The sequence below is a fragment of the Mesoterricola silvestris genome (genome assembly GCF_030295405.1).
GTDB classification, from domain to species: Bacteria; Acidobacteriota; Holophagae; order Holophagales; family Holophagaceae; genus Mesoterricola; species Mesoterricola silvestris.
Window position 1 is genome coordinate 1,936,544 of sequence record NZ_AP027080.1, and the last position, 26,955, is coordinate 1,963,498.

28 protein-coding genes are annotated in these 26,955 nt (G+C 70.7%); 3 read left to right on the forward strand and 25 right to left on the reverse strand.

Going from position 1 to position 26,955, the window contains the following annotated elements; genetic code table 11:
• Positions 1-13: 13 nt before the first annotated feature.
• The 8 genes from R2J76_RS08380 to R2J76_RS08415 form a co-directional block, all read right to left on the reverse strand.
• A complete protein-coding gene (locus tag R2J76_RS08380) occupies positions 14-1,768 on the reverse strand; it encodes a hypothetical protein (RefSeq protein ID WP_316415385.1) in 1,755 nt (584 codons plus the stop codon).
• The gene (locus tag R2J76_RS08385; protein WP_316415386.1) at positions 1,765-2,397 is read right to left on the reverse strand and encodes a response regulator; all 633 of its coding nucleotides are present in this window, start codon (positions 2,395-2,397) and stop codon (positions 1,765-1,767) included. Before R2J76_RS08385 ends, R2J76_RS08380 begins: the two co-directional genes overlap by 4 nt.
• 83 nt (positions 2,398-2,480) lie before the next feature.
• A complete protein-coding gene (gene flhB / locus R2J76_RS08390) occupies positions 2,481-3,536 on the reverse strand; it encodes a flagellar biosynthesis protein FlhB (protein ID WP_316415387.1) in 1,056 nt (351 codons plus the stop codon).
• Positions 3,529-4,320, reverse strand: a complete 792-nt coding sequence (locus R2J76_RS08395; protein ID WP_316415388.1) for a flagellar biosynthetic protein FliR — start codon at positions 4,318-4,320, stop codon at positions 3,529-3,531. The genes flhB and R2J76_RS08395 overlap by 8 nt, the downstream gene beginning before the upstream one ends.
• The gene (gene fliQ / locus R2J76_RS08400; protein WP_316415389.1) at positions 4,320-4,598 is read right to left on the reverse strand and encodes a flagellar biosynthesis protein FliQ; all 279 of its coding nucleotides are present in this window, start codon (positions 4,596-4,598) and stop codon (positions 4,320-4,322) included. The genes R2J76_RS08395 and fliQ overlap by 1 nt, the downstream gene beginning before the upstream one ends.
• A gap of 13 nt (positions 4,599-4,611) precedes the next feature.
• Positions 4,612-5,364 carry a flagellar type III secretion system pore protein FliP gene (gene fliP, locus R2J76_RS08405; RefSeq protein WP_316415390.1) on the reverse strand — a complete coding sequence of 251 codons (753 nt, stop codon included), beginning with the start codon at positions 5,362-5,364 and terminating at the stop codon, positions 4,612-4,614.
• The gene (locus R2J76_RS08410; RefSeq protein WP_316415391.1) at positions 5,361-5,876 is read right to left on the reverse strand and encodes a FliO/MopB family protein; all 516 of its coding nucleotides are present in this window, start codon (positions 5,874-5,876) and stop codon (positions 5,361-5,363) included. Before R2J76_RS08410 ends, fliP begins: the two co-directional genes overlap by 4 nt.
• Positions 5,877-6,008: 132 nt before the next feature.
• The gene (locus R2J76_RS08415) at positions 6,009-6,857 is read right to left on the reverse strand and encodes a Cif family virulence factor (protein WP_316415392.1); all 849 of its coding nucleotides are present in this window, start codon (positions 6,855-6,857) and stop codon (positions 6,009-6,011) included.
• A gap of 82 nt (positions 6,858-6,939) precedes the next feature.
• Between R2J76_RS08415 and R2J76_RS08420 the strand changes: the two genes are divergently transcribed.
• Complete coding sequence (locus R2J76_RS08420) at positions 6,940-7,476, forward strand: nucleotidyltransferase family protein (protein ID WP_316415393.1); 537 nt, start codon at positions 6,940-6,942, stop codon at positions 7,474-7,476.
• A gap of 5 nt (positions 7,477-7,481) precedes the next feature.
• Here the strand turns inward: R2J76_RS08420 and R2J76_RS08425 are convergent, their stop codons facing one another.
• From R2J76_RS08425 to purE, 4 genes are all read right to left on the reverse strand, one after another.
• Complete coding sequence (locus R2J76_RS08425; protein WP_394366794.1) at positions 7,482-7,841, reverse strand: nuclear transport factor 2 family protein; 360 nt, start codon at positions 7,839-7,841, stop codon at positions 7,482-7,484.
• Between the two features lie 7 nt (positions 7,842-7,848).
• Positions 7,849-9,360, reverse strand: a complete 1,512-nt coding sequence (locus tag R2J76_RS08430; RefSeq protein ID WP_316415395.1) for a TolC family protein — start codon at positions 9,358-9,360, stop codon at positions 7,849-7,851.
• Between the two features lie 185 nt (positions 9,361-9,545).
• On the reverse strand, positions 9,546-10,673 hold the full coding sequence (lipB, locus tag R2J76_RS08435) for a lipoyl(octanoyl) transferase LipB (protein ID WP_316415396.1): 1,128 nt from the start codon (positions 10,671-10,673) through the stop codon (positions 9,546-9,548).
• A gap of 15 nt (positions 10,674-10,688) precedes the next feature.
• On the reverse strand, positions 10,689-11,186 hold the full coding sequence (gene purE, locus R2J76_RS08440) for a 5-(carboxyamino)imidazole ribonucleotide mutase (RefSeq protein ID WP_316415397.1): 498 nt from the start codon (positions 11,184-11,186) through the stop codon (positions 10,689-10,691).
• Between the two features lie 74 nt (positions 11,187-11,260).
• Between purE and R2J76_RS08445 the strand changes: the two genes are divergently transcribed.
• A complete protein-coding gene (locus tag R2J76_RS08445) occupies positions 11,261-12,505 on the forward strand; it encodes an aminoacetone oxidase family FAD-binding enzyme (protein WP_316415398.1) in 1,245 nt (414 codons plus the stop codon).
• 254 nt (positions 12,506-12,759) lie between these two features.
• Here the strand turns inward: R2J76_RS08445 and bla are convergent, their stop codons facing one another.
• The 10 genes from bla to bshC form a co-directional block, all read right to left on the reverse strand.
• The gene (gene bla / locus R2J76_RS08450) at positions 12,760-13,599 is read right to left on the reverse strand and encodes a class A beta-lactamase (RefSeq protein ID WP_316415399.1); all 840 of its coding nucleotides are present in this window, start codon (positions 13,597-13,599) and stop codon (positions 12,760-12,762) included.
• Complete coding sequence (locus R2J76_RS08455) at positions 13,596-14,564, reverse strand: methyl-accepting chemotaxis protein (protein WP_316415400.1); 969 nt, start codon at positions 14,562-14,564, stop codon at positions 13,596-13,598. The genes bla and R2J76_RS08455 overlap by 4 nt, the downstream gene beginning before the upstream one ends.
• A 25-nt stretch (positions 14,565-14,589) precedes the next feature.
• Complete coding sequence (locus tag R2J76_RS08460; protein WP_316415402.1) at positions 14,590-15,405, reverse strand: DUF4388 domain-containing protein; 816 nt, start codon at positions 15,403-15,405, stop codon at positions 14,590-14,592.
• Positions 15,406-15,445: 40 nt separating this feature from the next.
• Positions 15,446-16,174 carry a pyridoxine 5'-phosphate synthase gene (locus tag R2J76_RS08465; protein ID WP_316415403.1) on the reverse strand — a complete coding sequence of 243 codons (729 nt, stop codon included), beginning with the start codon at positions 16,172-16,174 and terminating at the stop codon, positions 15,446-15,448.
• Positions 16,175-16,230: 56 nt separating this feature from the next.
• Positions 16,231-17,544 carry a phosphohexomutase domain-containing protein gene (gene glmM, locus R2J76_RS08470; RefSeq protein WP_316415404.1) on the reverse strand — a complete coding sequence of 438 codons (1,314 nt, stop codon included), beginning with the start codon at positions 17,542-17,544 and terminating at the stop codon, positions 16,231-16,233.
• 35 nt (positions 17,545-17,579) lie between these two features.
• Positions 17,580-18,926, reverse strand: coding sequence for a dihydropteroate synthase (gene folP, locus R2J76_RS08475; protein ID WP_316415405.1), 1,347 nt, complete (start codon positions 18,924-18,926; stop codon positions 17,580-17,582).
• Complete coding sequence (ftsH, locus tag R2J76_RS08480) at positions 18,923-20,842, reverse strand: ATP-dependent zinc metalloprotease FtsH (protein WP_394366797.1); 1,920 nt, start codon at positions 20,840-20,842, stop codon at positions 18,923-18,925. Before ftsH ends, folP begins: the two co-directional genes overlap by 4 nt.
• A gap of 97 nt (positions 20,843-20,939) precedes the next feature.
• Positions 20,940-21,935: a tRNA lysidine(34) synthetase TilS gene (gene tilS / locus R2J76_RS08485; protein ID WP_316415407.1), complete on the reverse strand. Its 996-nt coding sequence runs from the start codon at positions 21,933-21,935 to the stop codon at positions 20,940-20,942.
• Complete coding sequence (bshB1, locus tag R2J76_RS08490; RefSeq protein ID WP_316415408.1) at positions 21,936-22,640, reverse strand: bacillithiol biosynthesis deacetylase BshB1; 705 nt, start codon at positions 22,638-22,640, stop codon at positions 21,936-21,938. It lies immediately after the preceding gene.
• A complete protein-coding gene (gene bshC / locus R2J76_RS08495) occupies positions 22,637-23,821 on the reverse strand; it encodes a bacillithiol biosynthesis protein BshC (protein WP_316415409.1) in 1,185 nt (394 codons plus the stop codon). Before bshC ends, bshB1 begins: the two co-directional genes overlap by 4 nt.
• Before the next feature lie 26 nt (positions 23,822-23,847).
• Here bshC and R2J76_RS08500 point away from each other — a divergent pair, with 26 nt between their 5' ends.
• Positions 23,848-24,312, forward strand: a complete 465-nt coding sequence (locus R2J76_RS08500; RefSeq protein WP_316415410.1) for a hypothetical protein — start codon at positions 23,848-23,850, stop codon at positions 24,310-24,312.
• Here R2J76_RS08500 and R2J76_RS08505 read toward each other — a convergent pair.
• From R2J76_RS08505 to R2J76_RS08515, 3 genes are all read right to left on the reverse strand, one after another.
• Complete coding sequence (locus R2J76_RS08505) at positions 24,278-25,258, reverse strand: hypothetical protein (protein ID WP_316415411.1); 981 nt, start codon at positions 25,256-25,258, stop codon at positions 24,278-24,280. The genes R2J76_RS08500 and R2J76_RS08505 overlap by 35 nt on opposite strands.
• Before the next feature lie 11 nt (positions 25,259-25,269).
• A complete protein-coding gene (locus tag R2J76_RS08510; RefSeq protein WP_316415412.1) occupies positions 25,270-25,593 on the reverse strand; it encodes a PadR family transcriptional regulator in 324 nt (107 codons plus the stop codon).
• A gap of 81 nt (positions 25,594-25,674) precedes the next feature.
• Positions 25,675-26,949 carry an amidohydrolase gene (locus R2J76_RS08515; protein WP_316415413.1) on the reverse strand — a complete coding sequence of 425 codons (1,275 nt, stop codon included), beginning with the start codon at positions 26,947-26,949 and terminating at the stop codon, positions 25,675-25,677.
• Positions 26,950-26,955: the final 6 nt, after the last annotated feature.

The window sequence follows — 26,955 nt, forward strand, 5'->3', positions numbered from 1 at the left end:
CCTCAGGGCCTCCCTACAGCGTCAATCGCCTTTCCAGGGAGGCGCGCTCGGCCTTGAACCCGGCCACTTCCCTGGCTTCCTTCAGGGTCGCCAGGGCCGGTCCCTGCTGGCCCAGCCGGGCCTGGCAGGTGGCGCGCATGAGGGCCACCCAGCCCTGGTTGGCGGCGGTGGGATTTGTGGGGTAGAGGGCCAGGGCGGCGCGCCATTCCCCGGCCCGCATGCGGTGGTCGGCGGCCAGGAGGGTCAGGGGTTCCTTGTCGGCGGGCTTTTCCGGGGATCTGGCGTGCCAGGCCTCGATGTCCTTGGCGCGGGCCTCGGGCTTCTCCCCTTCGTCCAGGGGGCGGCACAGGTACAGCATCAGGGCCTGGATGCGCTCGGGCCCGGGGCGGGCCTTGGCAAGGGCGGCGCGGGCCTCCTTCCAGTGGCGCAGGGCCACCTCCGCCTGGGCCCGCAGGAGGCTCTCCCGGGGGCCGGAGGCCCGGGGCGGCAGCAGGGCCAGGGTGCCCTCGGGGTCGGTGCCGGGGTTCAGCCCCTCCAGGGCGGCCTTGGCCAGGGCGGGCTGCTCCTTGGCGGGGACGGCCCGGGCCATGGCGCGGGAGGCCTCGGTGAGGCCCTTGCGGGCCAGGGCGCGGGAAAGGTCCGCGCGCTGGGCGGGTTTCAGGGAGAGGATGCCCTCGGCGTCCAGGATGGGCAGGAGGCGCTGGGGTTCCTGCCTTTCCAGGCACTCCCTCACCAGGCCCCGCACGGCCTCGGCCCGCAGGTCGGCCACGGGCTTGCCTTCCCCGGGCCCGGGTTTGGTGGCCCGGAACTGGCCCACGGTGTCCAGGGCCGCCTGCCAGTGGCCTTCCTTGAGGGCGATGCGCAGGTTGATCATGAGGGCCCGCCGGGTGGCATCCTCCCTGCCGCCGGCCTTCTTCACCCGGGCCAGGAGGGCCTGGGCGTCGGGGTAGCCTTCGGCGTCCTTGGGGGGCAGGGAGCCGTCCGTGAGCAGGGTGGCCAGGGCCATGCGGGCCTCGTCGGCCTCGGGGGCGTTGGGCTTTTCCTCGATGAGCTTCTGGAAGGCCCGGGCGGCGTTGCGGGAATCGCCCGTGGTGCCCAGGAGCTTGCCCCAGGCCAGGTTCAGCCGGGCCAGGTAGGTTCCCCGGGGATAGAGCCTTCGGTAATCGGCCAGGACACCCTCGGCCTCGGAGCGCTTTTCCGCCGCGCACAGGGCTTCCATGATGCCCACCAGGCCCTTTTCCGTGGGCCTGGAGAGGCCCAGGGGCTTGAGGCCCCGCACGGTTTCGATGCCTTCGGCGGCCCGGCCCTGGTCGGCCAGGCACCAGAGGTACATCTCCTGGCACCGGCGGATGGTCTCGGCGGGAAGGTCGGCGGCCAGGGCCTTGGTGAGCCGGGACTCGGCCTCCTTGGGCCGGCCCCGGTCCAGGGCGGCCTGGGCCATGGCGGGCTGGGCCTCGGGCAGGTAGGAGGATTTGGGCCAGGTGGTCTCCAGCTTGTGGAAGGAAACGGCCGCGCGAGCGGTATCCCCCATGCGGTCCTGGAGGAAGCCCTGGGCGAAGAGCACCGTCTCCCGCTCCTTGGCGAAGGTGCTCTTGAAGTGGTAACCCTCCAGCTGGTTCAGGACGTGCCGCTGGAATTTCGCGTCGTCCGAGGCCATGGCCTGGCGGGCCAGGGCCTCCGCCTGTTCGTCCGTCATCCGGGGCGCCTTGGGTTCCGCCGCGCCCGCCACCAGGGCCACCACCAGGAGGGCGGCGGTGAGTCCCCTCACGGCTTCCACCCCGCGAGGAGGGCCTTGCGCGCCGCGCTGAAACGCTCCTCGTCCAGGATGCCCCGGGCCCGGAGATCCTTGAGCAGCTGGAGGCTCCCGGCTTCGGGCGTGCGCGGATCCATGCGCTGGGCCAGCATTTCCATGCGGCCCTGGATGGCTTCCAGGCGGCCGATGCGCTCCTCCAGCTCCCGCACCCGGGCCGCGAGGCCGTCCCGCTCGCGGATGAGGTGGGCCCGCTCCACGATGCGCCGGAGGGTCTGGCGGAAGGCCTCGATCTGCAGGGGCTTGTTCACCAGGCCGTAGGCTCCCTTGTCCATGGCCTCGGTGGCCTCCCGCACCGTGCCGTACCCGCTCAGCACCAGGACGGTGCAACTGGGGTTCCGGGCCAGGGCGGCCCTGAGCACGTCCATGCCCGATTTTCCCGGCATCACCAGGTCCGTGAGCACCAGATCGAAGGGCGGATGGATCTGGCCGATGAGCTCGTCGGCCTCCTCGCCGGAGGAGGCGGGGGTGACCGTGAAGCCTTCGGCTGTCAGGAGTTCCTGGAGGGTCTCCAGGAGGATGAGGTCGTCATCCACCAGGAGGAGGCGTTGGGGGGGAAGGTGGGAGGGGATGATGGGGGGTGGCAAAGGGGTTCACCGAAGCTATATCTATTGTTTCGGATGGGGACGCCCCGGACCCAAGTTTTTTTTTCCTAATAATGCATAGGCCCTCAGGCCGCGCTTTTGAGGCGGTACACATACGCGAGCACCTGGGCCACGGCCTGGTACAGCTCCCCGGGAATGGGCTTGTCCAGGTCCACGTTGTGGTAGATGGCCCGGGCCAGGGGGGGATTCTCCACGATGGGCACGCCGGATTCCTTGGCCCGCTCCCGGATCTTCAGGGCCAGGTGGTCCACCCCCTTGGCCACCAGGATGGGGGCGGCGGTGGTGGGATCGTAGCGCAGGGCCACGGCGAAATGGGTGGGGTTGGTGATGACCACCGAGGCCTTGGGCACCTTGGACATGATCCGGCGCATGGCGGCGGCGAAGATCAGGGACTTTTGCTTGCCCTTGATCTCGGGGTTGCCTTCCGCGTCCTTGGCCTCGTCCTTGACCTCCTGCTTGGTCATCTTCATGCCCTCCTCGTGCTGGTGGCGCTGGTACAGGAAATCGCCCAGGGCCAGGGCGATCATCACGAGCATGATGTCCCGGTAGAGCAGGAAGATGGTCTCGCGGAAGTATTCCAGGGCCTGGGCCATGGGGTAGGTCATGGTGGCCAGGATGGCCGGGATGCGCGGCACCACCACGAGGTAGGCCACCCAGGCCACGATGATGAACTTCAGGATGCTCTTGAGGAGGTTGGCCACGGACTGGGGCGAGAACAGCTTCTTGAAGCCCGAGGCGGGGTTGAGCTTGTCGAACTTGGGCACCAGCAGCTTCATGTGGAAGCTGAACCCGTGCTGGGCGAACTGGTTGGCCAGGGCCAGGATGAAATTGGCCAGGAGGAAGGGGCCCAGGATCCGCCCCACCATCTGGAGCAGGCTGAGGGCCAGGGCGTGGAGGTTGTTCTCCACCAGGTACCCGGCCTGGCCGGAGGTGCGCAGGATGAAGGTCATGGCTCCGGCGAGCCCGCCCACGGTGGCCGCGCCCAGGGAGAGGAACAGGAAGAAATTGGCCCACAGCATGATCGTGGCGTCCAGGTCGGCCACGCGCAGGATCGACCCCTCCTCCTTGGCCTTCTGCCTTCGTTTGGGGGTGGCCTTCTCGGTACGTGAGGGATCAGCCATGGCTCACCAGCAGGCGCAGGGCTTCCCGGGGCGCGGCCTCCAGGAGGGGGCCGATCCAGGGGGAGAATTCCCGCAGGATGACGCCCAGGAGGATGAGCCCGATGGCGATCTTCAGCGGGAAGGTGAGGGTGATGAGGTGGAGCTGGGGCATGAACTTGCCCGCGATGCCGGCGATGAAGTCCACGATGAAGAGCGTGAACAGCACCGGGAAGGCCAGCTGGAAGCCCTTCACCAGGATCTGGCCCATCATCACCACCACCAGCTGCGGATTGACCGCCAGCGTCCCGCCCATGGGGAGGATGCGGTAGCTCTCCACCAGGGCCCGGATCATCTGGTGATGGAGGCCCGAGACGAGGATCAGGAGCATGGCGACCTGGTTGAGCAGGGATCCCGACACGGCCACGGGGTGGGCGCTGACGGGGTCCAGGAACTGCACGAAGGAGAAGCCCATCTGGGTGTCCATGAGCTGGCCCGCGAAGGAGACCATGTCCACGATCCAGCTCACGGCGAGCCCCAGGAGGAGGCCGGCGGCGAATTCCGTGAACGCCACGCCCGTGAGGTCCCACATGGTCTCCACCGGCGCGCGGGGAACGCCCGCGAGGGGGGTGATGACGGCCGCCATGAGCACCACCAGGGCCACCCGGGCCTGGAGGAGCACCCGGGTCTGCCCGAAGCCCGGCATCGTGGCGAGAAGGCCCGTGAGCCTCACGAGCGTGAGCAGGAACACGAGGACCCTGGCCTGGGTGAAGACCCAGAGCGCGGGGCTCCCCAGGGTGGCGGGCATCAGTTGAGGGCCTTGATGACGCCGTTCCATTCCGTGAACATGCGGGTGGTGAACTGGATCAGGAGCCGCATCATCCAGGGGAAGCAGAGCACCACGGTGGCCATGACGGCCACGACCTTGGGCACGAAGGCCACGGTCTGGTCCTGGAGGCTGGTCACCACCTGGAAGACGGAGATGGAAAGGCCCACGATCATGGAGACGACGAGGGCCGGGCCGGCCACGTAGAGGGCCGTCCTCAGGGCATCCCGGGCGATATCGACGATGACGATCTCGTTCATGGCTTCTTCTCCATCAGCCCGTGAACCCGCGCACCAGCGAGCCCACGATGAGGTACCACCCGTCCACCATCACGAAGAGCAGGATCTTGAAGGGCAGGGATATGACCACGGGCGGCAGCATCATCATGCCCATGCTCAGCAGGATGGAGGCCACGACCATATCCACGATGAGGAAGGGCAGGAAGATCATGAAGCCGATCTCGAAGGCCGTCTTGAGCTCGGAAATGAGGAAGGCGGGCATGAGCACTTCCATGGGGACGTCGGCCTTGGTCTGGGGCGGCGGCGCCTTGGCGATCCCCAGGAACAGGGCGATGTCCTTCTTGCGGGTGTGCTTGAGCATGAAGACCTTCAGCGGCGCGGCGGCCTTGTCCAGGGCCTGGTCCACCGTGAGCTCGTTGCGGTTCAGGGGCTGCAGGACCGTGGTGTTAATCTCCCGGCCCACCGGCGCCATGATGAAGAACGAAAGCACCAGGGCCAGGCTGATGAGCACCTGGTTGCTGGGCGTGGAGGCCGTGCCCATGCCCTGGCGCATGAAGCCCAGGACGATGATGATGCGGATGAAGCAGGTGGTGGTCATGAGGATCGTGGGCGCCAGGGTGAGCACCGTCAGGAGCAGCACCGCCTGGAGGGTGGCGCTGAGGGCCGGCCCCTGGGGAGTCTTGCCGAAGTCCACGGTGAGGCTGGGCAGGTTCGCGGGGGCCTGCTGGGCGTGGAGGGCCGCCCCGGCCATGAGAAGGATCAGGAGGGCGGGCCAGAAACGCTTCATGGCTTTTCCCCCCGCATCATGGCTTCCACGTCCCGCACGGCCATGGGCGTGGCGATGTCGGCCTCCCGGGCGAGGGCCGTGGCGAAGTCCGCGGGGCCCCCGGCCTCCACGCTGTCCAGGCGCGCCAGGAGGGTGACCCCCTGGGGCCCCAGGGCGATGAGGAATTTCTCGTCGTCGGCCCTCAGGATGGAAACGAACCGGCGGTCCCCCAGGGCCAGGGTCTCCTCCACGTTCAGGCGCGCCCCGCCGCTGCCCGGCAACCGCTTGGCCCCCCATTTGCGGAAGGCCCACAGCCCTCCGCCCGCCAGCCCCAGCACGATGAGCATGGACCCCAGGGCCCGCCAGCCCGAAGGCGCACCGGCCTCGCCGCGGCCCTGCGTCGGTTTACCGTCATCGGGCACGTACCTTTCCTGGAGGGCCCGCTCCGACGGCCCCGGCGCCGGCGCCTGGGCCAGGGCCCCCGGCCCCGCCACCAGGAGGGTTGCACACAGGATGAGACCTTTGATCCCCACGACGGACTCCCGACACGACGGGGGGAGGGTGCGACGGGCGTGCCAATCGGGGGGACCGCCCCTGCGGCGCCCGGATACGGCGAGCGCCCGCAGCTGCGGGCGCTCAGGCGGACCGATCGGTTGATTTTCCGCTTACTTGGCGGGCACTTCCACTTCCACGGCCAGCTTCCAGGAACCGCCGGTCTTCTTCCAGACATGGACGTAGTTGGAGGTCTGGGGGCCGGAGGGGTCCTTGCGGGTGAGGGTGCCGCGGGAGAAGCCCAGGTCGCCGCTGCCGGAGACGATGGCCTCGGCGGGCTGGAAGGTCACCGGGAAGGGATCCAGGTAGCGCTGGAGGCTGCCGGCGCCCTCGAGGGGGAAGCGGCCCTTGCGGTACAGCCGGACGTTGGTGTCCACCCGGGCCTTGTAGGCGTTCTGGATGTTCTTGGCGGCGTCCTCGCCGAAGGCGGCGTCCAGGGCCGTGAGTTCGGTGGAGGCGGAGGGGCTGACGGCGGGAGCGGGGGGCAGGGCGGCGGTGCTGCGGGGCAGGGCCTTGGGGGCCGGCAGTTCGCTGGGGTCGGGGGTGGAGACGCCAATGTCCAGGCGGACCTTCCAGGGCGATCCGGCCTCCCGCTGCCAGACGCTCACGAACCAGCCGTAGGCCGCGTCCGGGGCGTCCTTGGCGCTCCGGAAGGTGTAGGGACCGGTGGAGTACCCCAGGTCCCCGGCGGAGGAGGTGTCGACGCGGATGGGGAACCACTGGAGGGAGGCCCCCATCTCCAGCTGGGTGCCGTAGTAGGCGAGGCCGTTGACGGCCCGGGGGATGAAGACCAGCCCGTCCTTGTGGAAGGCGCCCATGAAGGCGGCCCGGATCCCGTCCTTGGCGGACTGGTCCGAGAAGGCATACTCGGCCGCCACGAGGCTCTGGGCCGCGGGCGTGAGGGCCGGCCCGGTCTGGGCCACGGCGGAGGCTACGACGAAGGTGAGGGGCAGAAGCAGCATCAAAAACTCCACAAAAGTTCGGTGAATGGATGATACCGCCATGGCCCTATCCTGTTGGTTACAACTTTCCACGGGACCGCCCATGCTACCCGCCGTCATCCTCGCCGCAGGCGCCTCCCGGAGGCTGGGCCGGCCCAAGCAGCTGGAGCGCTACGGCGGGGTGTCCCTCCTCCGGAGGGCGGTGGCCGCCGTGGGGGCCTGCTCGCCGGTTCTGGTGGTGACCGGGTGCCGCGCGGCGGACATGGAGGCGGAGCTGCGCGGGCTGGATGTGCGGGTGGTGCCCAACCCCGGCTGGGAGGAGGGCATGGCCAGCTCCATCCGGGCCGGGGTGCGGGCTCTGGATCCCGGCGTGGAAGGCGCGCTTTTCCTGGTGTGCGACCAGCCCGCGGTGGACGCGGCGCTGGTTGCGCGGCTCCTGGCCCGGTGGAAGGGAGAACCCGTGGCCTGCGCCTACGGCGGGGTGCGGGGCATCCCGGCCATCCTTCCGGCCCGGGCCTTCCCGGAGCTCCTGGCCCTGGCCGGGGACCGCGGCGCCCGGGGGCTGCTCCAGGGGCCCGGGGTCGCGGAGGTGCCGTTTCCCGAAGGCGCCTGGGACGTGGACGAGCCCGGGGATCTCTGACGGGCTCAGTTCCTGGGAATGGGCATCCCGTGCATGCGGAGGAACGACAGCTTGTCCCAGTACCCGCGCTGGAACACGATCTTCCCGTCCACCACCCGGAAGAACCCGCAGCCCCTCAGGCCCAGCGGATCCCGCCATTCGAGGATGGCCCATTCGCCGTCCTCGAAGATGTTCTCCACGATGCAGACCATCTCGGCGGCCCTGAACCCTTCGGCGAACATGCGCCGGATGGCCTCGCGGCCTTCCACGGGGGCTTCCGCGACCTGGTGGTTCACGGCGTCCTCGGCGTAGAAGGCCGCGAGGCCGTCGGGGTCGGCGCGGTTGAAGGCCTTTGCCCAGGCCATCACGAGTTCCCGGGGGCGCATGGGCGGCCTACTTGATGGTGAGGTTGCGGGCTTCCATGAGGTTGCCCACGGCCTGCTCCAGGGCCGTGACGGACTTGGCGTAGGCGATCTGGGCCTGCAGCTCGGCGCTCTTGGCGTTGTCGAGGTTGGTCATGACCTGCAGGACCACGAAGTTCGTGCTCATGCCGTTCTCGAACTTCTTCTGCTCGGCCTCGAGGTTCTTCTGCTGGAAGTAGCGGGTCTTCTCCGCGGCCTTGACGCCCTTCTCGGAGGCTTCCACGTTGCGCAGGGCGGTGCGGACCTCCAGGACGATGCTCAGCTCCTGGTCCCGCAGGCCCAGCTCCTTGCTGCGCAGGGCGGCCCTGGCGGCGGAGAGGGTGCCCTTGGCGGCGCGGTTCTGGATGGGCATGGCGAACTGCAGGCCCACGGTGTAGCCGGGGTACTTGGCGCCGGTAAGGTCCTTGTTCACGGGGCTGAGCGAATCGTAGTTGTTGGAGTTGCCGGTGTAGGTGCCGAAGGCGGAGAGGGTGGGCAGGGTCCGGTTCTGGGCGACCTTGGCGTTGAGCTGGGCGATGTCCTTGCCGATGCGGGCGGACTTGAGCTCCACGCGGCGATCGATGGCCATCTTCGTGGCGGCGGCCTCGTCCAGCTGGATGTGGGCGAGGGTGGGGGAATCGGTGGTGTCCAGGGCCGCGGGGCGCTCGGCGTTGGGGTAGAGGCTGCGGACGAGGGCGTCCCTGGCGTTGGCCAGGGCGGCCTCGGCCTTGATGATGTCCTGCTCGGCCTGGGCCACCTGGGCCTCGGCGCTGGTGACGTCGATGGGCGCCATGGTGCCCACCTGCATGCGGATGGTGTTCTCCTTGAGCTGCTTCTGGGCCAGCTCGAGGGAGACCTTCTTGTTGGCCAGGTTGCGCTCGGCGAAGACCAGGTCCCAGTACTGGCCCTCGGTGCTGGCGACCAGGTTGATGATGGCCAGCTGGAAGGTGAAGTCCGCGGCCTGGGCGTTCTTCTGGGCCACGACCATGGGCGCGGTGGTGACCTCGCGGCCGAAGCCGGAAAGGAGGTTCTGGCTGTAGGTGGCCGAGAGGGAGCCGGTGTAGGGATAGGAATTGTTGGAGGGGACGTCGGGCGTTCCCAGGGTGAGGCCGCGGTAGTAGCTGTAGACGGGGGCGTACTCGAACTTGACGCTGCCGCCCCACACGAAGGCCTTGTTCATGTCCACGGTCAGGCTGCGTCCGTACGAGGTGTACTGGGACGCCACCACGGTGGAGGAGCCCTTGAACAGGGGCGAATTGGAAGCGGTGTCGATGCGCGACGACTGGGCCTGGGCCGAGAGGTTCCAGTCGAAGGCGCCCTGGCTGAAGAGGTATCCCGACTGGGTCTCCTCGCGGGCCTGGCGGGCGATGTCCACCTGCAGGTTGTTGCGCAGGGAGATCTGGATGGCCTCCTGGAGGCTGAGGTGCTTGCCTTCGGGGGCCGGGGTCTGGGCCCCGAGGCTGCAGCACATTGCGAGGACGGGGACCATGGAGGCACGAACCATCACCACTCCTTAGGTGTCAAATGGATGAAACGCGATCAGTCGGCATACGAACGAGGGAAAGGCGGGTTTAGCCTCTGCACTATCAGAGCATGAATGCGGGGAGGCCGCGGAGCAAGGGGTATTTCACCGGGTGTTGAAATTCGCCGGGGCCCCCGAAGGTATGGAGGGGGCCGGCGGGGAAAGGTTTAGGCCTCGAGCTCCCTGCGGAGGCGGCGGAGGGCGGCCTTGGAGCCCTCCCACATCATGAGGTCATGGGCCTCCTGGAACCCGCACCAGCGGTATTCGCTGTGCTCGTCCCGGGCCAGGTCCACCTGGGCCCCGGGGGCCACCTCCATGTGGAAGCAGGTCTCCCGGTTGAACCGGGGCGGGCCGGAAGGCAGTCCCAGGATCGCCGGATCCATCCAGAAGCTGTGGGAGAAGGCCATGTCGGTGAGGGTGCCCGTCAGGCCCGTCTCCTCCTTCAATTCCCGGTGGGCCGTGGCCTCGGGGGTCTCGCCGGGCTCCACCATGCCGGTGACGCTGGACCACCAGAGGCCCTGGTCGGGGTTGCGCAGCATGACGAGGATCTCCACCCCGCCGGGGGCCCGGCGCCAGGTGAGGGCGGAGACGCTGCGGCTGGATTCGGGCACGGGCAGCACGTCCAGGCCGAGGGTGGCGGCCATGTGCGCCTGGAGGCTGTCGGCGGCCTGATCCCAGGTGGGGGCGGCGTCGCCCAGGAGCGAGGCCAGGGAGCACACGCCCTTGTCGGTGATGCCGCAGGGCGTGATCCACCTGAAGTGGGCCAGGTCCGGGGCGACGTTGAAGGCGATGCCGTGGGTGGTGATCCAGCGGTTGAGGTGGATGCCCAGGGCCCCCAGCTTCTCCGGGCCCCGGGGGGTGTCCACCCACACGCCGGGGAACCCCTGGAGCCGGTCGGCCTTGACGCCGAAGTCGGCGGCGCAGCGGATCATGGCCTCCTCCAGGCCGCGCACGAGCCGGCCCACGTCCTCCCGGCCCCCCTTGAGGTTGCAGATGGGGTAGACCACCACCTGGCCGGGGCCGTGGTACGTGACCTGGCCGCCCCGGTCCGTCTCGAAGACCTCCACGCCGCGCTGGTCCAGGAAGGCGTCGGCCACGTGGATGTCCTGGCGGGTGGCGTTGCGGCCCAGGGTGAAGACCGGGTTGTGCTCGAGGACGAGGATCTGGTCGGGCCGGGTGCCGTCCTTCACGTACTCGGCCATGGCCTTCTGCATGCGCAGGCCCGCGGCGTAGAGCACGTGGCCCAGACGGCGGAACTGCGCGGGTCTTGGGTTGGTGAATCCGATTCCAGTCATTCCCTCAGACTAGCATCAGAGGGACAGATCGTCGTCGGCCAGGGCCTTCTCGGTCTGGGCCTTGCGGTAGGCCAGGAGGCGCTCCCGCAGCGCGGGATCCCCCAGGGCCAGGATGGCCGCCGCCAGGAGGGCGGCGTTGGTGGCCCCGGCCTTGCCGATGGCCAGGGTGCCCACGGGGATCCCCGCGGGCATCTGCACCGTGGAGAGCAGGGAATCCATGCCGTCCAGGGACCACCCCTTCATGGGCACCCCCAGCACCGGCAGGTGGGTCTTGCCCGCGCAGACCCCGGCGAGGTGCGCGGCGCCCCCGGCCGCGGCCACCAGCACCCGGATCCCGCGCCCCTCGGCGTTCAGGACGTAGTCGATGACCTTGTCGGGGGTCCGGTGGGCGGAGGCCACGTGGGCCTCGAAGGCCACGCCCAGGGCCGCCAGGGTGCGGGCGGTCTCCTTCATGGTCTCCCAGTCGGACCTGGATCCCATGAGGATTCCCACGAGGGGGTTGATTGTCTGCATCGGAGCTCCTTGGCCTGGGAAAACCATTATCATGGGGTCATGGAACCCGTGAACAGCTCTTTGGGCGTGATCCTTTGAAGGTCCTGGTGGCCGGGGGCGGGGCCGCGGGCATGATCGCGGCCTGGCGCGCGGCGAGCGCGGGCTTCGACACCACCCTCCTGGAAGCCAACGACCGCCTCGGCATGAAGATCCGCATCAGCGGCGGCGGGAAGTGCAACATCACCCACGACGGGCCCATGGCCTCGGTGCTGGCGGCCTTCCCCCGGGCCCAGGCCCGTTTCCTGCGCCCGGCCCTCTTCGCCTTCACCAACCGGGACGTGCTGGACCTGCTGGCCCGGGAGGGCGTCCACGCCCAGGCCCGGGACAACGGCCGGGTCTTCCCGGTGGACGGCCCGGGCTCGGCCGCCAAGGTGACGGCCGCCTTCGAAGCCCTGGTGCGCCGGGCGGGGGTCCAGGTTCGCCTGGGGGCGCGGGTGCGGGCCCTGGAGGGCCGGGCGCCCCGGCTGGAGGCCCTGGTGCTGGAGGACGGCACCTGGCTGCGGGCGGACCGGTTCATCCTGGCCACCGGCGGGGCCAGCTATCCCAGGACGGGCACCCGGGGCGAGCTCCTGGCCGCCCTGGGGGCCCTGGGCGTGCCCGTGGCCCCCTGGTTCCCGGCCCTGGCCCCCATTCCCCTGAAGGCCCCCCGGCCGGAATGGGAGGGCATCCCCCTGCGGGAAGGCGCCCTCCTCCTCAAGGCCGGCCCCGGCGCCAAGGTCCTGGCCCGGTACCCGGGGGATGTCCTCTTCACCCGGGCCGGGATTTCGGGTCCGGCCGCCCTGGAATTGAGCCGCCCCGTGGAGGCCGCCCGCCGGGACGGGGCCGCGTGGCTGGGCTACGAGCTGGCCGCCGGGGATCTGGACGGGGACCTGGTGGCCCTGCAGCGGGAGAACCCCCACCTGGCCGTGCGCACCTGGCTGGCCCGGTGGCTCCCCGAACGCATGTGCGCGCCGGCCCTGGGGATGCTGGGCCTCGCCCCCGACCAGCGCATGAAGGACCTGCCCCGGGCCGGCCGGAAGGATCTGGCCGCCCTCCTTGCCGCTTTTCCCCTGGGTGAGCCCGGCCGGGTGGATCTGGAGAAGGGGGAGGTCAGCGCGGGCGGCGTGCTCCTTTCCGCCGTGGATCCCCGGACCCTGGCCGTCAAGGGCTGGGAGAACCTGCGGGTGTGCGGGGAACTGCTGGACGTGGACGGGCCGGTGGGCGGCTACAACCTGCAGGCCGCGTTCAGCACGGGGTACCTGGCGGGTTCCTTGGCCGAGGTTTCGACCCACTCCACCTAGCGTTATCGATGCCAGAGGATGGCAACCGTGGGGCTCCTCGGCCGGGAACGGACTGAATGCGATCGCCCATCCCCTTCATCCTGTTCATCTGATTTTATCCCTGTTCCCGCAGGGCCAGAGCCGGGATGGGTCGGCGCATGCGGATCCAGGACGCGCCGCCCCATCTCATCGCTTGCCCTGCGGGAACAGGGATCAAATTGGATGAATGGGATGAAGGGGATGAAAGAGGGGATCCACTCCGGGGACGGAGTTCATTACCTCGGTAATTTAGAAACGATGCGCCCCACTTCTTCCAGGATGGCGTCCCTGGCCTGGGCGTCCCCCTTGGCCCCGGTCAGGTAGGCCGCGATGTAGAGGGGGGAGCCGCCCTGGGGGATGGCCACGGCGATATCGTTGGCGATCCCGGATTTCTCGAACCCGGACCCGGTCTTGTCCTGGATCTGCCAGGAGGCGGGAAAACCGGCGCGCAGGCGATGGGTGCCGGTGGTGCAGGTCGCCATCCAACCCGCCAGACGGCGCTGGGAGGCCGGAGAGAGGGTCTTGCCCGCCAGCAGTTCCCGGAGGGTCCGGGCCATGGCTTCGGGGGTGGTGGTGTCGCGGGGATCCCCGGGGGGCACGTCGTTGAGTTCGGGCTCCTTGCGGTCCAAGCGGGTGACGGGGTCGCCCAGGCTCCGGGCGAACACGGTGACGGCCCCGGGGCCCCCGAGGGTGTCCAGGAGCAGGTTGGCGGCGGTGTTGTCGCTCACCTGCACGCTGGCGGCGCACAGCTCCTCCAGGGTCAGGGCGCCCTCGGCGGCCCGGGCCCGGGTGACGGGGGCGTAAGCCAGGAGGTCCTTCTCCCCGTAGGGCACCCTGCGGTCCAGGGCCGCCCGGCCCGCGTCCACCCGGAACAGCACGGCCCCGGCCAGGAGGACCTTGAAGGTGCTGCAAAGGGGGAAGCGCTCCCGGGCGCGGTACTCCAGGAGCTTCCGGCCCCCGGCGTCCAGGACGCACACGCCCAGGCGCCCGCCGCTCCGGGCCTCCAGGGACCGCAGCCCCGGGGCCTTCGCGGCCAGGAGCGTGCCCAGCAGCGCCAGGGCCCAGGCGATCTTCACCCCTTGGCCTTCTTGAACTGGGCGATGATGTCGTCCACCGATTCCTTCTTGTCGTCGGCTTCCAGGCTGGTCTCGAAGATGTGGTCCTGGGTGGCGGTGGCGCGGTTGTCGAAGATGGCCTCCTCCTGAGGGGGGATCCCCACCAGGGCGCCCTCGATGTTGAAGATGGCCAGGAGGCGGTTGAGGCCGTCCTTGAACTGCTTGAGGAGCAGCACCACCTTCTCCACCTTCTGGCGGGTGATGTCCTGGAACTGGAGGGTGTTCAGGATCTCGAAGGCCTCGTCGGCCACGGTGTTGAGGGGGGCCAGGCAGGCCTCCATGTCCGCGGGCGGGGGCGGGGGGTTCATCTGGTGCTCGAAGAGGAATTCCAGGATCTCCTGGGACAACTGGGCGGGATCCGCGCCCTGGCTGGCCTTCTCCAGGTAGGTGTCCATCTGGGCGTGGAATTTCGCCTGGGCCTCCTGGGTGGCCACCAGGGATTTCACGGCGGCCTTCACGGAGGACTGGGCCTGGTCGCTGGCGGCCATGAGCACGTCCAGGCGGTTCATGACGTTCTGGGTGGCCTTCTCGGTGTCGGCGGTGATGGCGTCCAGCTGGGCGGCGAGCTCCGGCACCTGGGTGCTCTGCTGCTTCACCGAGCTGTCCAGCTGCTGCAGGTTCATGAGGGTGGAGTTGATGCTGGCCACCAGGGCCCCCAGCTCGCCCTTGGCCTGGATATCGATCTGCTGGAAGATCTTGCCGTTGGCCATGTCCTCGGCGGCCCGGGCCAGGCGCTGGAGCTCGGTCTGGCTTTCCTGGTGGATCTCGGTGCGGATGGCCTGCACCAGATCCAGGAGCGCGTCCAGGCGGTGGTCCAGGGCCTCGCCCCGCTCGCGGAATTCCTTCAGGAGGCCTTCCGGCTGGATCTCCTCGGTTCCGTTCGGGACGGCGGGATCGGTGGGCGTGAGGGGTTCCTGGTTTTCCATGGGATATCCCTGTGAAAGGTCCGGGTCAAGGGGCGGGACGGACGGTGATGGCTATGCCTTCGGGTAGCCCCCACGATTGCATAAGTTCCTTCGGAATACCAACGGTGTGGTCGTCCATGCCCTTGATGAACCGCACGGGCTCCACCGAAAGGCCGTCGGGCCACACCAGGCGCACGTTGGCCACGGTGCCGTAGGGCCCCATGCCCTGCCAGCGGGCCTCGTGGGCCTTGGACAGCTCGATGTGCTCGGCCTTGCGAAACAAGGTCCCCTTGAGGGCCGTGGCCTTCAGGGAGGCGTCGGGTTCGAGGAGGGTGAGGCGGTGGGCCTCCTTGAGCTGGGCGCAGGCCTGCAGGACGCTCACTTCGCTCAGGCCGGCGGCGGCGATGACCTCCAGGAAGGTGCGGTAGCCGTCCAGGAAGGGCAGGCAGCGCCGGTCCTCCTGGAAGATGCGGAGCCCCTGGGTGAGGGCCGGTTCCGCGAGGCGGGGCCAGGGCACCACCGCCAGGCTGGGGAAGATGCCGCGGAGGTGCTTGCGGGAATCCGCGGTGCGCGCGGCCTCCATGAGCAGGTCGGGCACGGAGCGCCGGATGGTGGTAGGCGCCTTGAACTTGGTGGAGATGAATTCGAATTCGCCCTTGTCCCATTCCAGGATCTCGAAGGCGCCGGACTCCCCCAGGGTGCCGCCGATCTCCGCGTGGACGACGTCGCCGTTGAGGACGTACAGCACGCCCGAGAGCCGGGCCTGGCTTACCACGAGCTTGCCGGTCTTGCGGTTGACGTTCAGGAGCTGGACCACGTCCATGAGGGAGATGCTCTGCAGGTTGCCGCGCAGGGTCGACATCAGCCGTCCTCCCGCAGCCTGGAGATGTCCCCGTCCCTGGTCATTGGCCGCCTTCGTTGATGGTGGTGATCATCTCCCGCACCGCCAGGTCCAGGCCCACCAGGAGCGCCCTGCCGATGATGGAGTGCCCGATGTTGAGCTCCTCGACTTCCGGGATCGCGGCCACGGGGCCGACGTTGAAGAGGCTGAGCCCGTGCCCCGCCAGGACCTTCAGGCCGAGCTTGGAGGCCAGCCGGGAGGCCTCGCGCAGGCGGTTCAGCTCCGGCAGGGGGTCGGCGCCGGGGGTGAGGTCGGCATAGACGCCGGTGTTGAACTCCACCGCCTCCGCCTCCAGCTTGGCGGCCATCTTCACCTGCTCCTGCTGGGGATCGATGAACAGGCTCACGCGGATCTCCGAGGCATGGAGCTCCCGGATGATCTGCCTCAGGTGCGCGTGGAGGAAGAGCACGTCCAGGCCCCCCTGGGTGGTGAGCTCCTCCCGGGTCTCGGGCACGAGCGTCACCCACGCCGGCTTGATGGGGACCACCGCCTCCATGGCTTCGGACGTGGCGGCGCACTCGACGTTGAGGGGCACCGCGAGCACGTCCTTCAGGACCTTGATGTCGCGCTCCTGGATGTGCCTGCGGTCGGCCCGGAGGTGGACGGTGATGCCGTGCGCGCCCGCGCCCTGGGCCAGGAGGGCCGCGGCGGTGGGTTCGGGCTCGTGGCCGCCCCGGGCCTGGCGGATGGTCGCCACATGATCGATGTTGACACCAAGGCGTACGGGCAATTCGGACTCCAGGCGGGAATTTGTCACAGCTAGGTCGAAGTTCCAGCCTAGCAGAATCAGGCCAGGGCGAGGTCCGCCCGGGCCGCTAATTCCAGGGTGCGGAGGGCATCCTCCATGAGGCCCTCGGACCGGGCCTCCACCATGAGGCGGAGCTTGGGCTCCGTGCCCGACCACCGCACCACGATGCGCACGTCGTCGCCGTGGTCGGCCTGGAGCGTGGCCATGGCCGAGGTGAGCCGGGGGCAGTCCTCCACGGGGCGGCGGTCCCGGGCGACGAGGTTGACCAGGCGCAGGGGCCAGGCCCGGAAGCGCCAGGACCACCGCTCCGCGGCGGGACGGCGCAGCAGGGCCCGGAGGGAGGCCAGGGCCGTGGCCAGCCCGTCGCCGCTGGGGCCGACGTGCTTCTGGATGACGTGGCCGGAGGCCTCGGCGGCCAGATCCCACTCCAGCTTGCCCAGCTCCCGGAGCATGAACTTGTCGCCCACCTGGGTGCGCACGAAGGGGATCCGGAGCCCGGCCAGGGCCTCCTCCAGGCCGGCGTTGCTCATGAGGGTGCCCACGACGCCGGGGATGGTCTCGCCCCGGGCGCGCAGGTCCTGGGCCAGGAGCCACAGGAGCTGATCCCCGTCCACGAGCTCGCCCCGGGAATCGACCATCAGGCAGCGGTCGCCGTCGCCGTCGAAGGCGATGCCCAGGGCGGCGCCCCGCTCCCGCACCTGGGCGGCCAGGCCATCCAGGTGGGTGGATCCGACCCCGACGTTGATGCGCGCGCCGTCGGCGGGCACGCCCATCCAATGGATGGTCCCGCCGTGGAAGACCTGGGGGGCCCAGGGGGCGGTGGCGCCGTGGGCGCAGTCCACCACCATGGAAAAGTCCCTGGGCAGCTCCAGGGGGCCCAGCTGCTGGATGTACGCGTGGGGAAGGGCGGTCTCCAGGTCCAGGGCCGCGGGCCCCGCCTTCAGGGGGCCGGTGGCCTCGAAGGCGGCCTCCAGGGCGGCCTCGTCCTCCTCGGGGAGCTTTTCGCCCAGGCCGTCGAAGCCCTTGATGCCGTTGTCCTCCGGCGGGTTGTGGCTGGCGGAGATCATGAGGCCCCAGGCGCCGGGGCGCAGCAGGGCGGCGTAGGCCACCGCGGGGGTGGGCACAAGGCCCAGGATGCACAGGCGCAGCCGGCCCCCGAGTCCGGAAACGAAGGCTTCGGCCAGGGGCTCCGAGCTGAGGCGGGGGTCCCAGCCGATCACCAGTTCCTGGATGCCCCGGGCCCGGGCCACCTGGGCCCATGCGGCGCCCCACCGGGCCGCCTCGTCCAGGGTGAGGGGTGACTCGAAGGCCTTGCCGCGTACCCCGTCCGTGCCGAAATAGTTCAGTGCCATGGTCATCCTTTGGAATTTCAACCTGTCCAGGAATTCTACAACCCCGGGGCCGCCGGTGCCAGGGTCAGTCGGTAGCGCATCAGCCGGAGGGCGATGCCGTCCTGCCATTCGGTGCGCCTGGCGGCGGTGGGTTCCCAGCCGTTGCGTTCGTAGAAGTGCCGGGCCCGGGTGTTGCGTTCCATGACCCAGAGGACGGCCTCCGGGAATCCCGCCTCGCGCAGGCCTTCCAGGGCCCGGTCCGCGAGGGCGCGGCCCAGGCCCTGGCCCCAGGCCTCCTTCACCAGGTAGATGGCGTGGATCTCCCCCGCCTCCGCCGTGTCCGCGTCCCGGCAGGGCCCCGCCACGGCGAAGCCCACCAGGGTGCCGCGGGTCTCCAGGGCATGGATGGCCCAGCGGGGCCGGGCTTCCGCCAGGGTCTGGGCGAAGGCCGCCGCGCTGGTGTCCACGGACAGGGCCGCCAGGAGGGATTCGGGCAGGATCCCGGGGTAGGTGGCCCTCCAGGCGTCCACCTGGACCTGGGCCAGGGCCCGGGCGTCCTCCGGGAGGGCGGGGCGGATCACGGGCCGGGTGACGGCGTGGGTGCGGAAGACCCGGTAGCCCAGGGCGGCGGCCTCCAGGTGGGCCCGGGCGCCCAGGGGGTCCCGGGCCAGGGGTGCCAGGCCGGGGTTCCCCGCGCGCCAGGCCAGGAACCGCTTCCGGGAGATGCCGATGCAGAACCGCTCCACGGGCCAGTCCAGGGCCGCGGGCAGGGCCGGCAGGGCCTCCCACAGGGCCAGGTCCTCCCCGAAGGTGGTGCCGAACCCGAAGCCGGGATCCAGGAGGATGCGCCCGGGTTCCACGCCGGCCCCCAGGAGGCGGTCCTTGACGTTGGCCAGCTCGGACACGGCGCCGGCGGCGGATTCGTCGCCGGCCCCGCCGTAGGGGGGCATGGCCAGGGCGCCGTCCGCGAGCCGGCTGCGCATGGCGATGAGGCCGCAGTCGCTGTTCCGGGCCACGTGGAGGAGCCCCGGCTCCTGGAAGCCGGTCACGTCGTTGATGATGGCCACCCCCAGGCGCAGGCCCCGGGCCGCCACCTCCGCGTGGCGGGTGTCCAGGCTCAGGGGGATCCCGGGCAGGGCGGAGGCGAACAGGGCCAGCACCGGCTCCAGCCGGGCCCATTCCTCCTCGGGGGAGACGCCGCGGGACCCGGGGCGCGTGCTTTCCGCCCCCAGATCCAGCGCCCGGGCCCCCTGGGCCAGGAGATTCCTGGCCTGCTGGAGGGCCCGGGCGGGATCCATGAACCGGCCCCCGTCGCTGAAGGAATCCGGCGTGATGTTGAGAATGCCGAGGTCGAGGGGCTCCCGGAGGTCCAGGGCGCCGATGGCCGTTTGCCAGGCGGTCACGCCGGGCTGAGGGCGGGCTTCAGCCCCGCGTCGGGGGGGAGGTCCATGGACTTGGCCTCGGCGGCCGACGGGGGCGGCTTGGGGGGCAGCACCTCGCCGTTCATGAGCCGGGTGACGTCCACGGCGTCCAGGGTCTCGCGCACCAGGAGCGCCTCGGCCAGGCCCACCAGGATCTCCCGCTTCTCGCGGATGATGGTCTTGGCCCGCTCGAAGTTGCGCATGACGATGGCGTGCACCTCGGAATCGATGAGGCGCGCCGTGTCCTCGGAGAAGTCCCGGCGCTGGCTGAAGTCCCGGCCCAGGAAGATCTCGTGCTCGCCCTGGCCGAAGCTGAGGGGCCCGAGCTTCTCGCTCATGCCGTAGTCGCACACCATGCGGCGGGCGATCTGGGTGGCGCGCTCGATGTCGTTGGCGGCGCCGGTGGAGAGGCGGTCGAAGAAGGCCTCCTCCGCCACGCGGCCGCCCATGAGGATGGCGATCTCGCCCTCCATGCGCTCCCGGGTGGAGGAGTAGCGGTCCCGCTCCGGCAACTGCCAGGTGACGCCCAGGGCGCGGCCCCGGGGGATGATGGTGACCTTGTGCACGGGGTCCGCGTTGGGGATGGAGGCGGCGACCACGGCGTGGCCGGCCTCGTGGTAGGCGGTGTCGCGCTTGTCCTCGTCGCTCATGGCCATGGACTTGCGTTCCGAGCCCATGAAGACCTTGTCCTTGGCCTGCTCGAAGTCGATCATCTCCACCCACTTCTTGCTGGTGCGGGCGGCGTAGAGGGCGGCCTCGTTGCAGAGGTTGGCCAGGTCGGCGCCGGCGAAGCCGGGGGTGCCGCGGGCGATGACTTCCAGGTCCACGTCGGGGCTGAGGGGGATCTTGTCGGCGGTGTGCACCTTCAGGATCTCGAAGCGGCCCTTGAGGTCGGGCCGGTCCACCACCACGCGCCGGTCGAAGCGGCCGGGACGGAGCAGGGCGGGGTCGAGCACGTCGGGGCGGTTGGTGGCGGCGATGAGGATGACCCCCTCGTTGCCCTCGAAGCCGTCCATCTCCACCAGGAGCTGGTTCAGGGTCTGCTCGCGCTCGTCATGGCCGCCGCCCAGGCCCGCGCCCCGGTGGCGCCCCACGGCGTCGATCTCGTCGATGAAGATGATGCAGGGGGCGTTCTTCTTGCCCTGCTCGAAGAGGTCGCGGACCCTGGAGGCGCCCACGCCCACGAACATCTCCACGAAGTCGGAACCGGAGATGGAGAAGAACTGCACCTTGGCCTCGCCGGAGATGGCGCGGGCCAGGAGGGTCTTGCCGGTGCCCGGAGGGCCCATGAGCAGGACGCCCTTGGGGATCTTGCCGCCCAGCTTCACGAACTTGGCGGGGTCCTTCAGGAATTCGACGATCTCCTGCAGCTCCTCCTTGGCCTCGTCGCAGCCGGCCACGTCGGCGAAGGTGACGCGGCGGGCCGAGGTGTTGAGCCCCCGGGCCCGGGCCTTGCCGAAGCTCAGAGCCTTGTTGCCGCCCATCTGGGCCTGGCGCATGAAGACGAACCAGAGCACCACGAAGACCAGCAGCGGCCCCCAGAAGACCAGCATGTACATGAAGTTGTTCTCACTGGGTTTGGCGGCCTTGAACTCCTCCAGCTGGCCTTCCTGCTTCCAGCCCAGGATGGCCTTGCCCAGGTCCTGCATGGGGGGGGCGACGGTCTTGAACTTGTCGATGCTCTCGCCCTTGGCCGACTTCACCGGGGTCTTGTAGGTGCCCTCGATGTCCACCCCGGTGAGGGTTACGCTCTTGTACTTGCCCTCCACCCCTTCGGTGTAGAACGTCGAGAAGGGGATCTCGTTGACGCGGTTGTTGGTGGGGATCTGCTTTAGCGCCAGGAGGACCAGGGCGATGATCCCGATCCACACCAGCGCGCTTTTCATCATGGAATTCAAGGTGCCTCCAGGGGGGGACTCCCCGCCGATATCCAGTCTAACCTGCATCGGCTCGACCGGTTCCTGACTTTGGATGCCTCCAGGGACCTGGAGGTTCTCAACATCGCTTCAAGGTCCATGGAAATAAGCTTTCCTGGGCCGAATCTGCCGGGCCTTCCCCCGTGCCGGACAGGTGCCAGCCGCCCCAGGTCTTGGGGGCGCCGGGGCGGCGAACCAGGTGGGGGAGCATCCAGGCCGCGAGGTCCCGCAGGAGGGCCGCCTCCCGCGGCCAGTCCCGCTCCTGGAAGGCGGCGTCCAGCACCCAGCGCAGCTCGGGGCCCGCCCAGCCCCGGGCGAGGCGCAGCCCGCCCGGGTCCACGTCCCACCGCGTTCCGCGCCAGCGCGCCACCTGGGCGTCCTTGAAGGCGGCCAGCTCCTCCACTTGCAGGTGGGTCTCCCACAGGTGGGCGTCCAGGCTCGGCGCCTCCCGGCGCATGGGGTCCAGGAGCACCCGCCAGCGGTTCCGGGGGGTGAAGGGGTTGGCGTTGCTGGCGTCCTCGCGCCAGGCCACGCCCTTGGCCTTGAGGTAGGCGCGCAGGTCGCTCCGCCGCGCCTGGATGAGGGGCGACCAGCGCGGGCCCTGGCGCGCCGCCAGGGGCGTGAGGCAGCCCGCCCCGCCCCCCCGGGCCAGGCGCACGAGGACGGTCTCCGTGTGGTCGTCCAGGGTGTGGCCCGTGGCCACGGCGAGGGCCGAGCAGCTTTCGGCCTGGGCCCGGAGCCAGCCCCAGCGCAGCTCCCGGGCGGCGGTCTCCAGGCCCTGGCCCGTGGCCTTGGCGTGGGCCCTCACGTCCAGGGAGGCCTCCACCAGGTCCAGGTCCGCGGAGCGGCAGAGGTCCCGCACCAGCGCGGCCTCCTCGCGGGCCTCGGGGCGCAGCCCGTGGTCGGCGTGGGCCACCACCAGCTCGAGGCCCAGGGAGCGGCGCGCGGCCCACAGGAAGGAAAGGAGGGCCAGGGAATCCCCGCCGCCGGAGCAGGCCACGAGCACCCTGCCGTCCCGGACGCCGTCGCCCCGGCCCAGCACCTCGCCGAGCCACTGGGTCTCCCGGCGGTTCACCTAGAGCCTGGCCAGGAGCTGGGTGAGGGCCTGGGGCACGGGGCTCTCCGTCCAGAGCGCCTCGGCCCAGGTGGCGCGGATGAGCGAGCCCCAGTGCATGGCACGGCCCTCCACCCCGCGCCGGAAGGCGGGGTCGGAGATGCGCGTGGGGGGCCCGGAGGGATCGGCCGTGAACTGGCTCCCGAAGGCGTCGAAGGCCGCCATGCGCTGCTCCCACACGGCGGAGACGTCCACCACCAGGTCCGGGCGCCCCGGGTTCTCCCCGCCCACCCAGGCCACGGCCGCGGGGCGCCAGGGCTCGCCGGGGCAGGGGTAGTTGCGCAGGCCCGAATAGTACGCGGCCTCCCTCACCAGCCGGAAGGCGCGCCTGTGGTCGGGGTGGCGGTCCTCGGGGTCGGGCAGGATGAGCACCGACGGGCGCAGGGAGCGGATCATGGTCATGACCTGGATGCGGTGGGGCTCGCTCTCCTCGAACCGCGCGTCGGGGAGGTCCAGGATGATGCGCCGCACGCCCAGGATGCGCGCGGCCTCCGTGGCCTCCGCGTGGCGCGTGGCGGCGTCGCCCCGGGTGCCCAGCTCCCCCGCGGTGAGGTCGAGGATGGCCGCCGACAGGCCCTTGCGGGCCGCCAGGGCCAGGATGCCGCCCACGTGCACTTCCCCGTCGTCGGGGTGGGCGCCCACCACCAGCAGATCCAGCGTGTTCATCGTTCCTCCAGGAGGACCAGGGGCGGCGCGCCGCCCAGCGTTTCCAGCATTCTGTCCAGAAGTCCGGCCTGGCGCAGCCACAGGATGCCGGGCAGGACCCGCTCCTGGGGCCGGCCCAGGGGGAAGAGGCGCTGCCTCAGGCGCTCGGGGTCCATGCCCAGGGCGGCGGCGGCCCGGTCCCGGCGCAGCCTGCGGTCCAGGCGCTCCAGCCGCTTGCGGGCGCGGTCCAGTTCTTTCTCGAAGCGGCCGGCGAGGGCCGGGTCCCAGCGCGGGTCCGGCGTCCCGGCCAGGGCGGCGCTGGGCAGGGCCGCGCCGTCCAGGGCGCCGGGGAAGTCCTCCCAGCGGCCCTTGCGCAGCGGCTCCAGGTCCCCGGCCTCCAGGGCCGCCCCCGGGGGCAGGAGGAACACCGAAGGCCGGCTGATGATGCGCGGCTTCGCCAGGCCCACCCGCTCCCAGCAGGGCTCGGTGAGCTGCCAGTAGGCCCTCTCGCCGGGGCCCAGCACCACGGCCTCCAGGCCCGGCAGGAGAAGGGACTGCATGAGGGGGCGCAGGGCGGCGCCCGGGCTCAGCCAGCGCCCCCGGGGGCAGGGTTCCGAGGGTTCCAGGCGCGCGCGCCTTCCGGTGCGGGGATCCAGGGAGAACCAGGCCGACTGCTGCGTGGGGTCCAGGCCGAACCGCACGCCCGCGGCCTCCAGCCGCTGCGCCTGGGCCACCAGGTCCCGCTCCAGCCCCAGGCTCCGCCAGCGCTCCAGCTCCTCCTGGATGGGCTGGCGCAGGGCGGGGTCCGTGGGGGAGAAGGGGCGCAGGCCGCGGTCCCACAGGGGCGCGCCCAGGGCCAGGGCGTGGCCCCGCAGGGTGGGTTCCCCGGGCAGGGGGACCTCGCCCCAGAGGGCCTCGGCCTCCCGCTGGTGGTCCCCGGTCCAGGGGAGCCACCCCGTGGCGGTGTTGTCGGGGGCGGCGAAGCGGAAGCGGTGGGGGAGGATGCGGTCCTCCCGGAGACCCACGGTGGTGGCCACTTCCAGACGGTCATGGTCCTCGTCGGCCAGCCAGTAGACGGCCTGGCCTCCCAGCCTTCGCGCCTCGGCCAGCGCGGCCAGGGCCTTCACTACCGAAAGGGCGGGAGTCCAGCCAGCTCCGATCTGCTGGCCGGTGGCGACGCGGGGACAGGGGGAGGGTTCCATGACTCAAGCCTATCTATAATAGGCCCATGGACGGAATTTTCCTTGAGCCCTGGCTGCCCCCCCCGGAACCGGGCCTGGCCCGCCTGGCCATGGAGGCCGCCGACGAGGCCGGGCTCCGGAGCCTGGATCGCTGGCCGGAATTCCGCAAGGGCGGCATCGGCTTCGGGGACCTGCCCCCCTTCCTGGCCTGGCACGGCGTCCGGGGCGGCCACCACCTGATCCTGGTGCAGCCCCGGGAGGTGGGGGCCCTGGTGCCCGGGGCCCGGGCCCCGGGGCTGCCGGAAGGCTGGCTGGAGGACCTGGACCTGGAGGCCCTGGCCAGGCCCCTGGCGCGTCACCCGGGCTTCCCCGGAGGCGCCTCCGTCCACGTGGTGCGCATCCTGGGGCCGGGCCGGTTCAAGGTGCGCTCCTGGGGGGAGGCCCCCGGGGACCTGGTGGCCGGCGTCCTGGGGCGGATCAGCGGCGTTCGGGACTGGTCTGGATCAGCCTGAAGATCCGGCTGAGGAACGAAACCACCGAGACCACGGCGATGATCACCAGGACCGAAGCCGCGAAGCCGTCCACCATGGCGGAGACGTCCCGGGTGCGGCCCAGGTCCCTCAGGGCGCCCAGGGCCTGGTGGATCGCGGGGCGGTTGGCCTGGATGGCCATGGCGCAGATCGCGGCGGCGCAGGCGTCGGCCAGGATGCCGTAGCCCATGCGGAACGTCGCCAGGTGGGGCCGGGCCAGGCACAGGGCCCCCACGGCGATCCCCGCGAGGTTGAGGGCCAGCACCGGCCAGAACAGCTGGGCGTGGAGCGTCGTCCACAGGGGACCACCCGCGTACACCGCCCCCAGGCGCGAGGACCAGGCGATGGGCAGGTGCCCGAAGCCCTCCACCCACCACGCCACGAAGAGCAGGCCGAAGACCACCTCCGCGAAGGACCCGGCCCGGGGCACGGGCTTGGGGCCCTGCCGCCGCAGGGGCGGGAGCTTCAGGGGGTCCCATCCCCGGGTCCGCTCCTGGCTGGCCACCAGGATGAAGGCGAGGGTGATGCAGCCCAGGGCGAAGATGGACGAGAAGGCATAGGAGCCCAGGGTCTCCACCATGGAGGCCAGGGGGTGGTCCGACAGGAGCGCCGAGGGCACCGCCGCCACGGCGAAGAGGGGCAGGAGGATCCACAGCAGGACGACCTTCACCACCAGGCGGAAGATCATGGAAAGGGCGGGGTCCAGCAGGGGCTTCTCCTGCAGGTACTGGCCGGCCACGGCCAGGGGATTGCCGGCCCGGGCCAGCATGGCGGCGGTCTCGGATTCGTCCAGGGGCCGGCCCAGTTCCGCCTCCTTGTCCTCCTTCTGGCAGCGGAGGTCCTCGGCCAGTTCGGCGGAGATGTCCTGCTGGTTCTCCCGGGGCAGCCAGAAGCGCACCGCCTGCACGTAGCGTTCGATCAGGTCCATGGCCGGGCTCCTCAGAGAATCTGCGTCAGGGATCGGGAAATGCCGCGCCATTCCTCCAGGAGCAGGGCCAGGGTGGCCGTGCCGTCCGGGGACAGGCGGTAGAAGCGCTTGTTCCGTTTCTCCTCCTCCCGCCACTCGCTGAGGAGGAGGCCCTGGGCCTCCAGGCGGCGCAGGAGGGGGTAGAGGGTGCTTTCGTCCAGGTCCAGGCCATGCTCGGCCAGGGATTTGCGCAGGGTGTAGCCGTAGCGCTCCGCGCGCAGTTCGGCCAGCACCGCCAGCACCAGGCTGCCCCGGCGCAGTTCGAGGCGCAGGTTTTCGAAGACGTCTGGATTCATGGGCTCACACTGTGCGGCATATGCCGTTCGACACATAGTGTGCGTCACACAGTATGACCCGTCAACCCCTCCTTTTGGAAATCAGGGCCTGCCCAGGGCCTCCAGGGCGGAAAAGGTGAGGGCCAGCACGCCGGTGCGCAGGGTTCCGGGCATGGCCGGGGCGAATTCCGGGGCGTGGAGGGAGGGCAGGGGCGTGCCCGCGGCCTTGGCGGCCTGGTACCGGGCCGGGTCCACCGTGCCGAACCGCAGCAGGGCCGACGGGATTCCCGCCGCCGTGCCGAAGGCGCCGAAATCCTCGGAGACCATGTCGGGGCGTCCCGGCGCCACCTTGTCCGCGCCCAGTTCCGTCGCGAGCCGGGCCGCGAGCCGCCTGGTGAAGTCAGGGTCGTTCCAGGTGGCGGGCAGGGTCTCGCCCAGGTCCAGGAGCGGCTCCCGGGGGGATCCTGCGGCCAGGGCCTCGCCCTTGGCCACCCGCGCGATGCCCGCCAGGAGCCGGGCCTGCACCTTGGGGTCGTAGCTGCGCACGGTCATGAGGAGGGTGACCTGGTCGGGGATGACGTTGGTCTTGGTGCCGCCGTTGATGGCGCCCACGGTGAGCACCGCGGGCTCCAGGGGATCCTTCTCCCGGGAGACCAGGGTCTGGAGGGCCAGGACGGTGCGGGCCGCCAGGACCACGGGGTCCACGGCGGCCTCGGGCCGCGCGCCGTGGCCGCCCCGGCCGAAGAGGGTCAGGGAACCGGAATTCACCGCGGCCATGGTGTAGCCGGCCACGTAGGCCACGCTGCCGGCGGGCAGGTCCGGCGAATCGTGCAGGGCGATGGCGAAGCCGGGCCGGGGGAACCGGGTGAGGAGGCCGTCCTTGAGCATGGCCTGGGCGCCTTCCCCCAGTTCCTCCGCGGGCTGGCCCACCATGAGCACGGTCCCGCGCCACCGGTCCCGGTGCCGGGCCAGGAGCCACGCCGTGCCCGCCCACACCGCCATGTGCGCATCGTGGCCGCAGGCGTGCATGACGCCCTTGGCCTCGCTGGCGTAGGCCAGCCCCGTCCGCTCCTCCACGGGCAGGGCGTCCAGTTCCGTGCGCAGCAGCACCACGGGCCCCGGGCCGTTGCGCAGGACCCCCACGACGCCCCCGCCCACCCGGGCCACCTCGTAGCCCCCCTCCCCGAGCACCTCGGCCATGCGGGACGCGGTGCGGGTCTCCCGGTTGGACAGTTCCGGATGGCGGTGCAGGTCCTGGTAGAGGGTTTCCAGCCGGGGCAGCAGGGTCTCCAGATCCGCCCGCACCGGAGTGCTTGTTTGAGCGGAGGCCAGGACGGTCCAGGCCAGGGCAAGGGGAAACCGGAAGGGAAGGCGCATGGGCAC

What these genes read in the sequence shown, in the direction of transcription:
- flhB (WP_316415387.1), bottom strand. Translation starts at nt 3,536, where the DNA reads ATGGCTGATCCCTCACGTACCGAGAAGGCCACCCCCAAACGAAGGCAG.
- R2J76_RS08395 (WP_316415388.1), bottom strand. Translation starts at nt 4,320, where the DNA reads ATGCCCGCCACCCTGGGGAGCCCCGCGCTCTGGGTCTTCACCCAGGCC.
- fliQ (WP_316415389.1), bottom strand. Translation starts at nt 4,598, where the DNA reads ATGAACGAGATCGTCATCGTCGATATCGCCCGGGATGCCCTGAGGACG.
- fliP (WP_316415390.1), bottom strand. Translation starts at nt 5,364, where the DNA reads ATGAAGCGTTTCTGGCCCGCCCTCCTGATCCTTCTCATGGCCGGGGCG.
- R2J76_RS08415 (WP_316415392.1), bottom strand. Translation starts at nt 6,857, where the DNA reads ATGCTGCTTCTGCCCCTCACCTTCGTCGTAGCCTCCGCCGTGGCCCAG.
- R2J76_RS08420 (WP_316415393.1), top strand. Translation starts at nt 6,940, where the DNA reads ATGCTACCCGCCGTCATCCTCGCCGCAGGCGCCTCCCGGAGGCTGGGC.
- R2J76_RS08425 (WP_394366794.1), bottom strand. Translation starts at nt 7,841, where the DNA reads ATGCGCCCCCGGGAACTCGTGATGGCCTGGGCAAAGGCCTTCAACCGC.
- R2J76_RS08430 (WP_316415395.1), bottom strand. Translation starts at nt 9,360, where the DNA reads ATGGTTCGTGCCTCCATGGTCCCCGTCCTCGCAATGTGCTGCAGCCTC.
- lipB (WP_316415396.1), bottom strand. Translation starts at nt 10,673, where the DNA reads ATGACTGGAATCGGATTCACCAACCCAAGACCCGCGCAGTTCCGCCGT.
- purE (WP_316415397.1), bottom strand. Translation starts at nt 11,186, where the DNA reads ATGCAGACAATCAACCCCCTCGTGGGAATCCTCATGGGATCCAGGTCC.
- R2J76_RS08455 (WP_316415400.1), bottom strand. Translation starts at nt 14,564, where the DNA reads ATGGAAAACCAGGAACCCCTCACGCCCACCGATCCCGCCGTCCCGAAC.
- R2J76_RS08460 (WP_316415402.1), bottom strand. Translation starts at nt 15,405, where the DNA reads ATGTCGACCCTGCGCGGCAACCTGCAGAGCATCTCCCTCATGGACGTG.
- glmM (WP_316415404.1), bottom strand. Translation starts at nt 17,544, where the DNA reads ATGGCACTGAACTATTTCGGCACGGACGGGGTACGCGGCAAGGCCTTC.
- bshB1 (WP_316415408.1), bottom strand. Translation starts at nt 22,640, where the DNA reads ATGAACACGCTGGATCTGCTGGTGGTGGGCGCCCACCCCGACGACGGG.
- bshC (WP_316415409.1), bottom strand. Translation starts at nt 23,821, where the DNA reads ATGGAACCCTCCCCCTGTCCCCGCGTCGCCACCGGCCAGCAGATCGGA.
- R2J76_RS08500 (WP_316415410.1), top strand. Translation starts at nt 23,848, where the DNA reads ATGGACGGAATTTTCCTTGAGCCCTGGCTGCCCCCCCCGGAACCGGGC.
- R2J76_RS08505 (WP_316415411.1), bottom strand. Translation starts at nt 25,258, where the DNA reads ATGGACCTGATCGAACGCTACGTGCAGGCGGTGCGCTTCTGGCTGCCC.
- R2J76_RS08510 (WP_316415412.1), bottom strand. Translation starts at nt 25,593, where the DNA reads ATGAATCCAGACGTCTTCGAAAACCTGCGCCTCGAACTGCGCCGGGGC.
- R2J76_RS08515 (WP_316415413.1), bottom strand. Translation starts at nt 26,949, where the DNA reads ATGCGCCTTCCCTTCCGGTTTCCCCTTGCCCTGGCCTGGACCGTCCTG.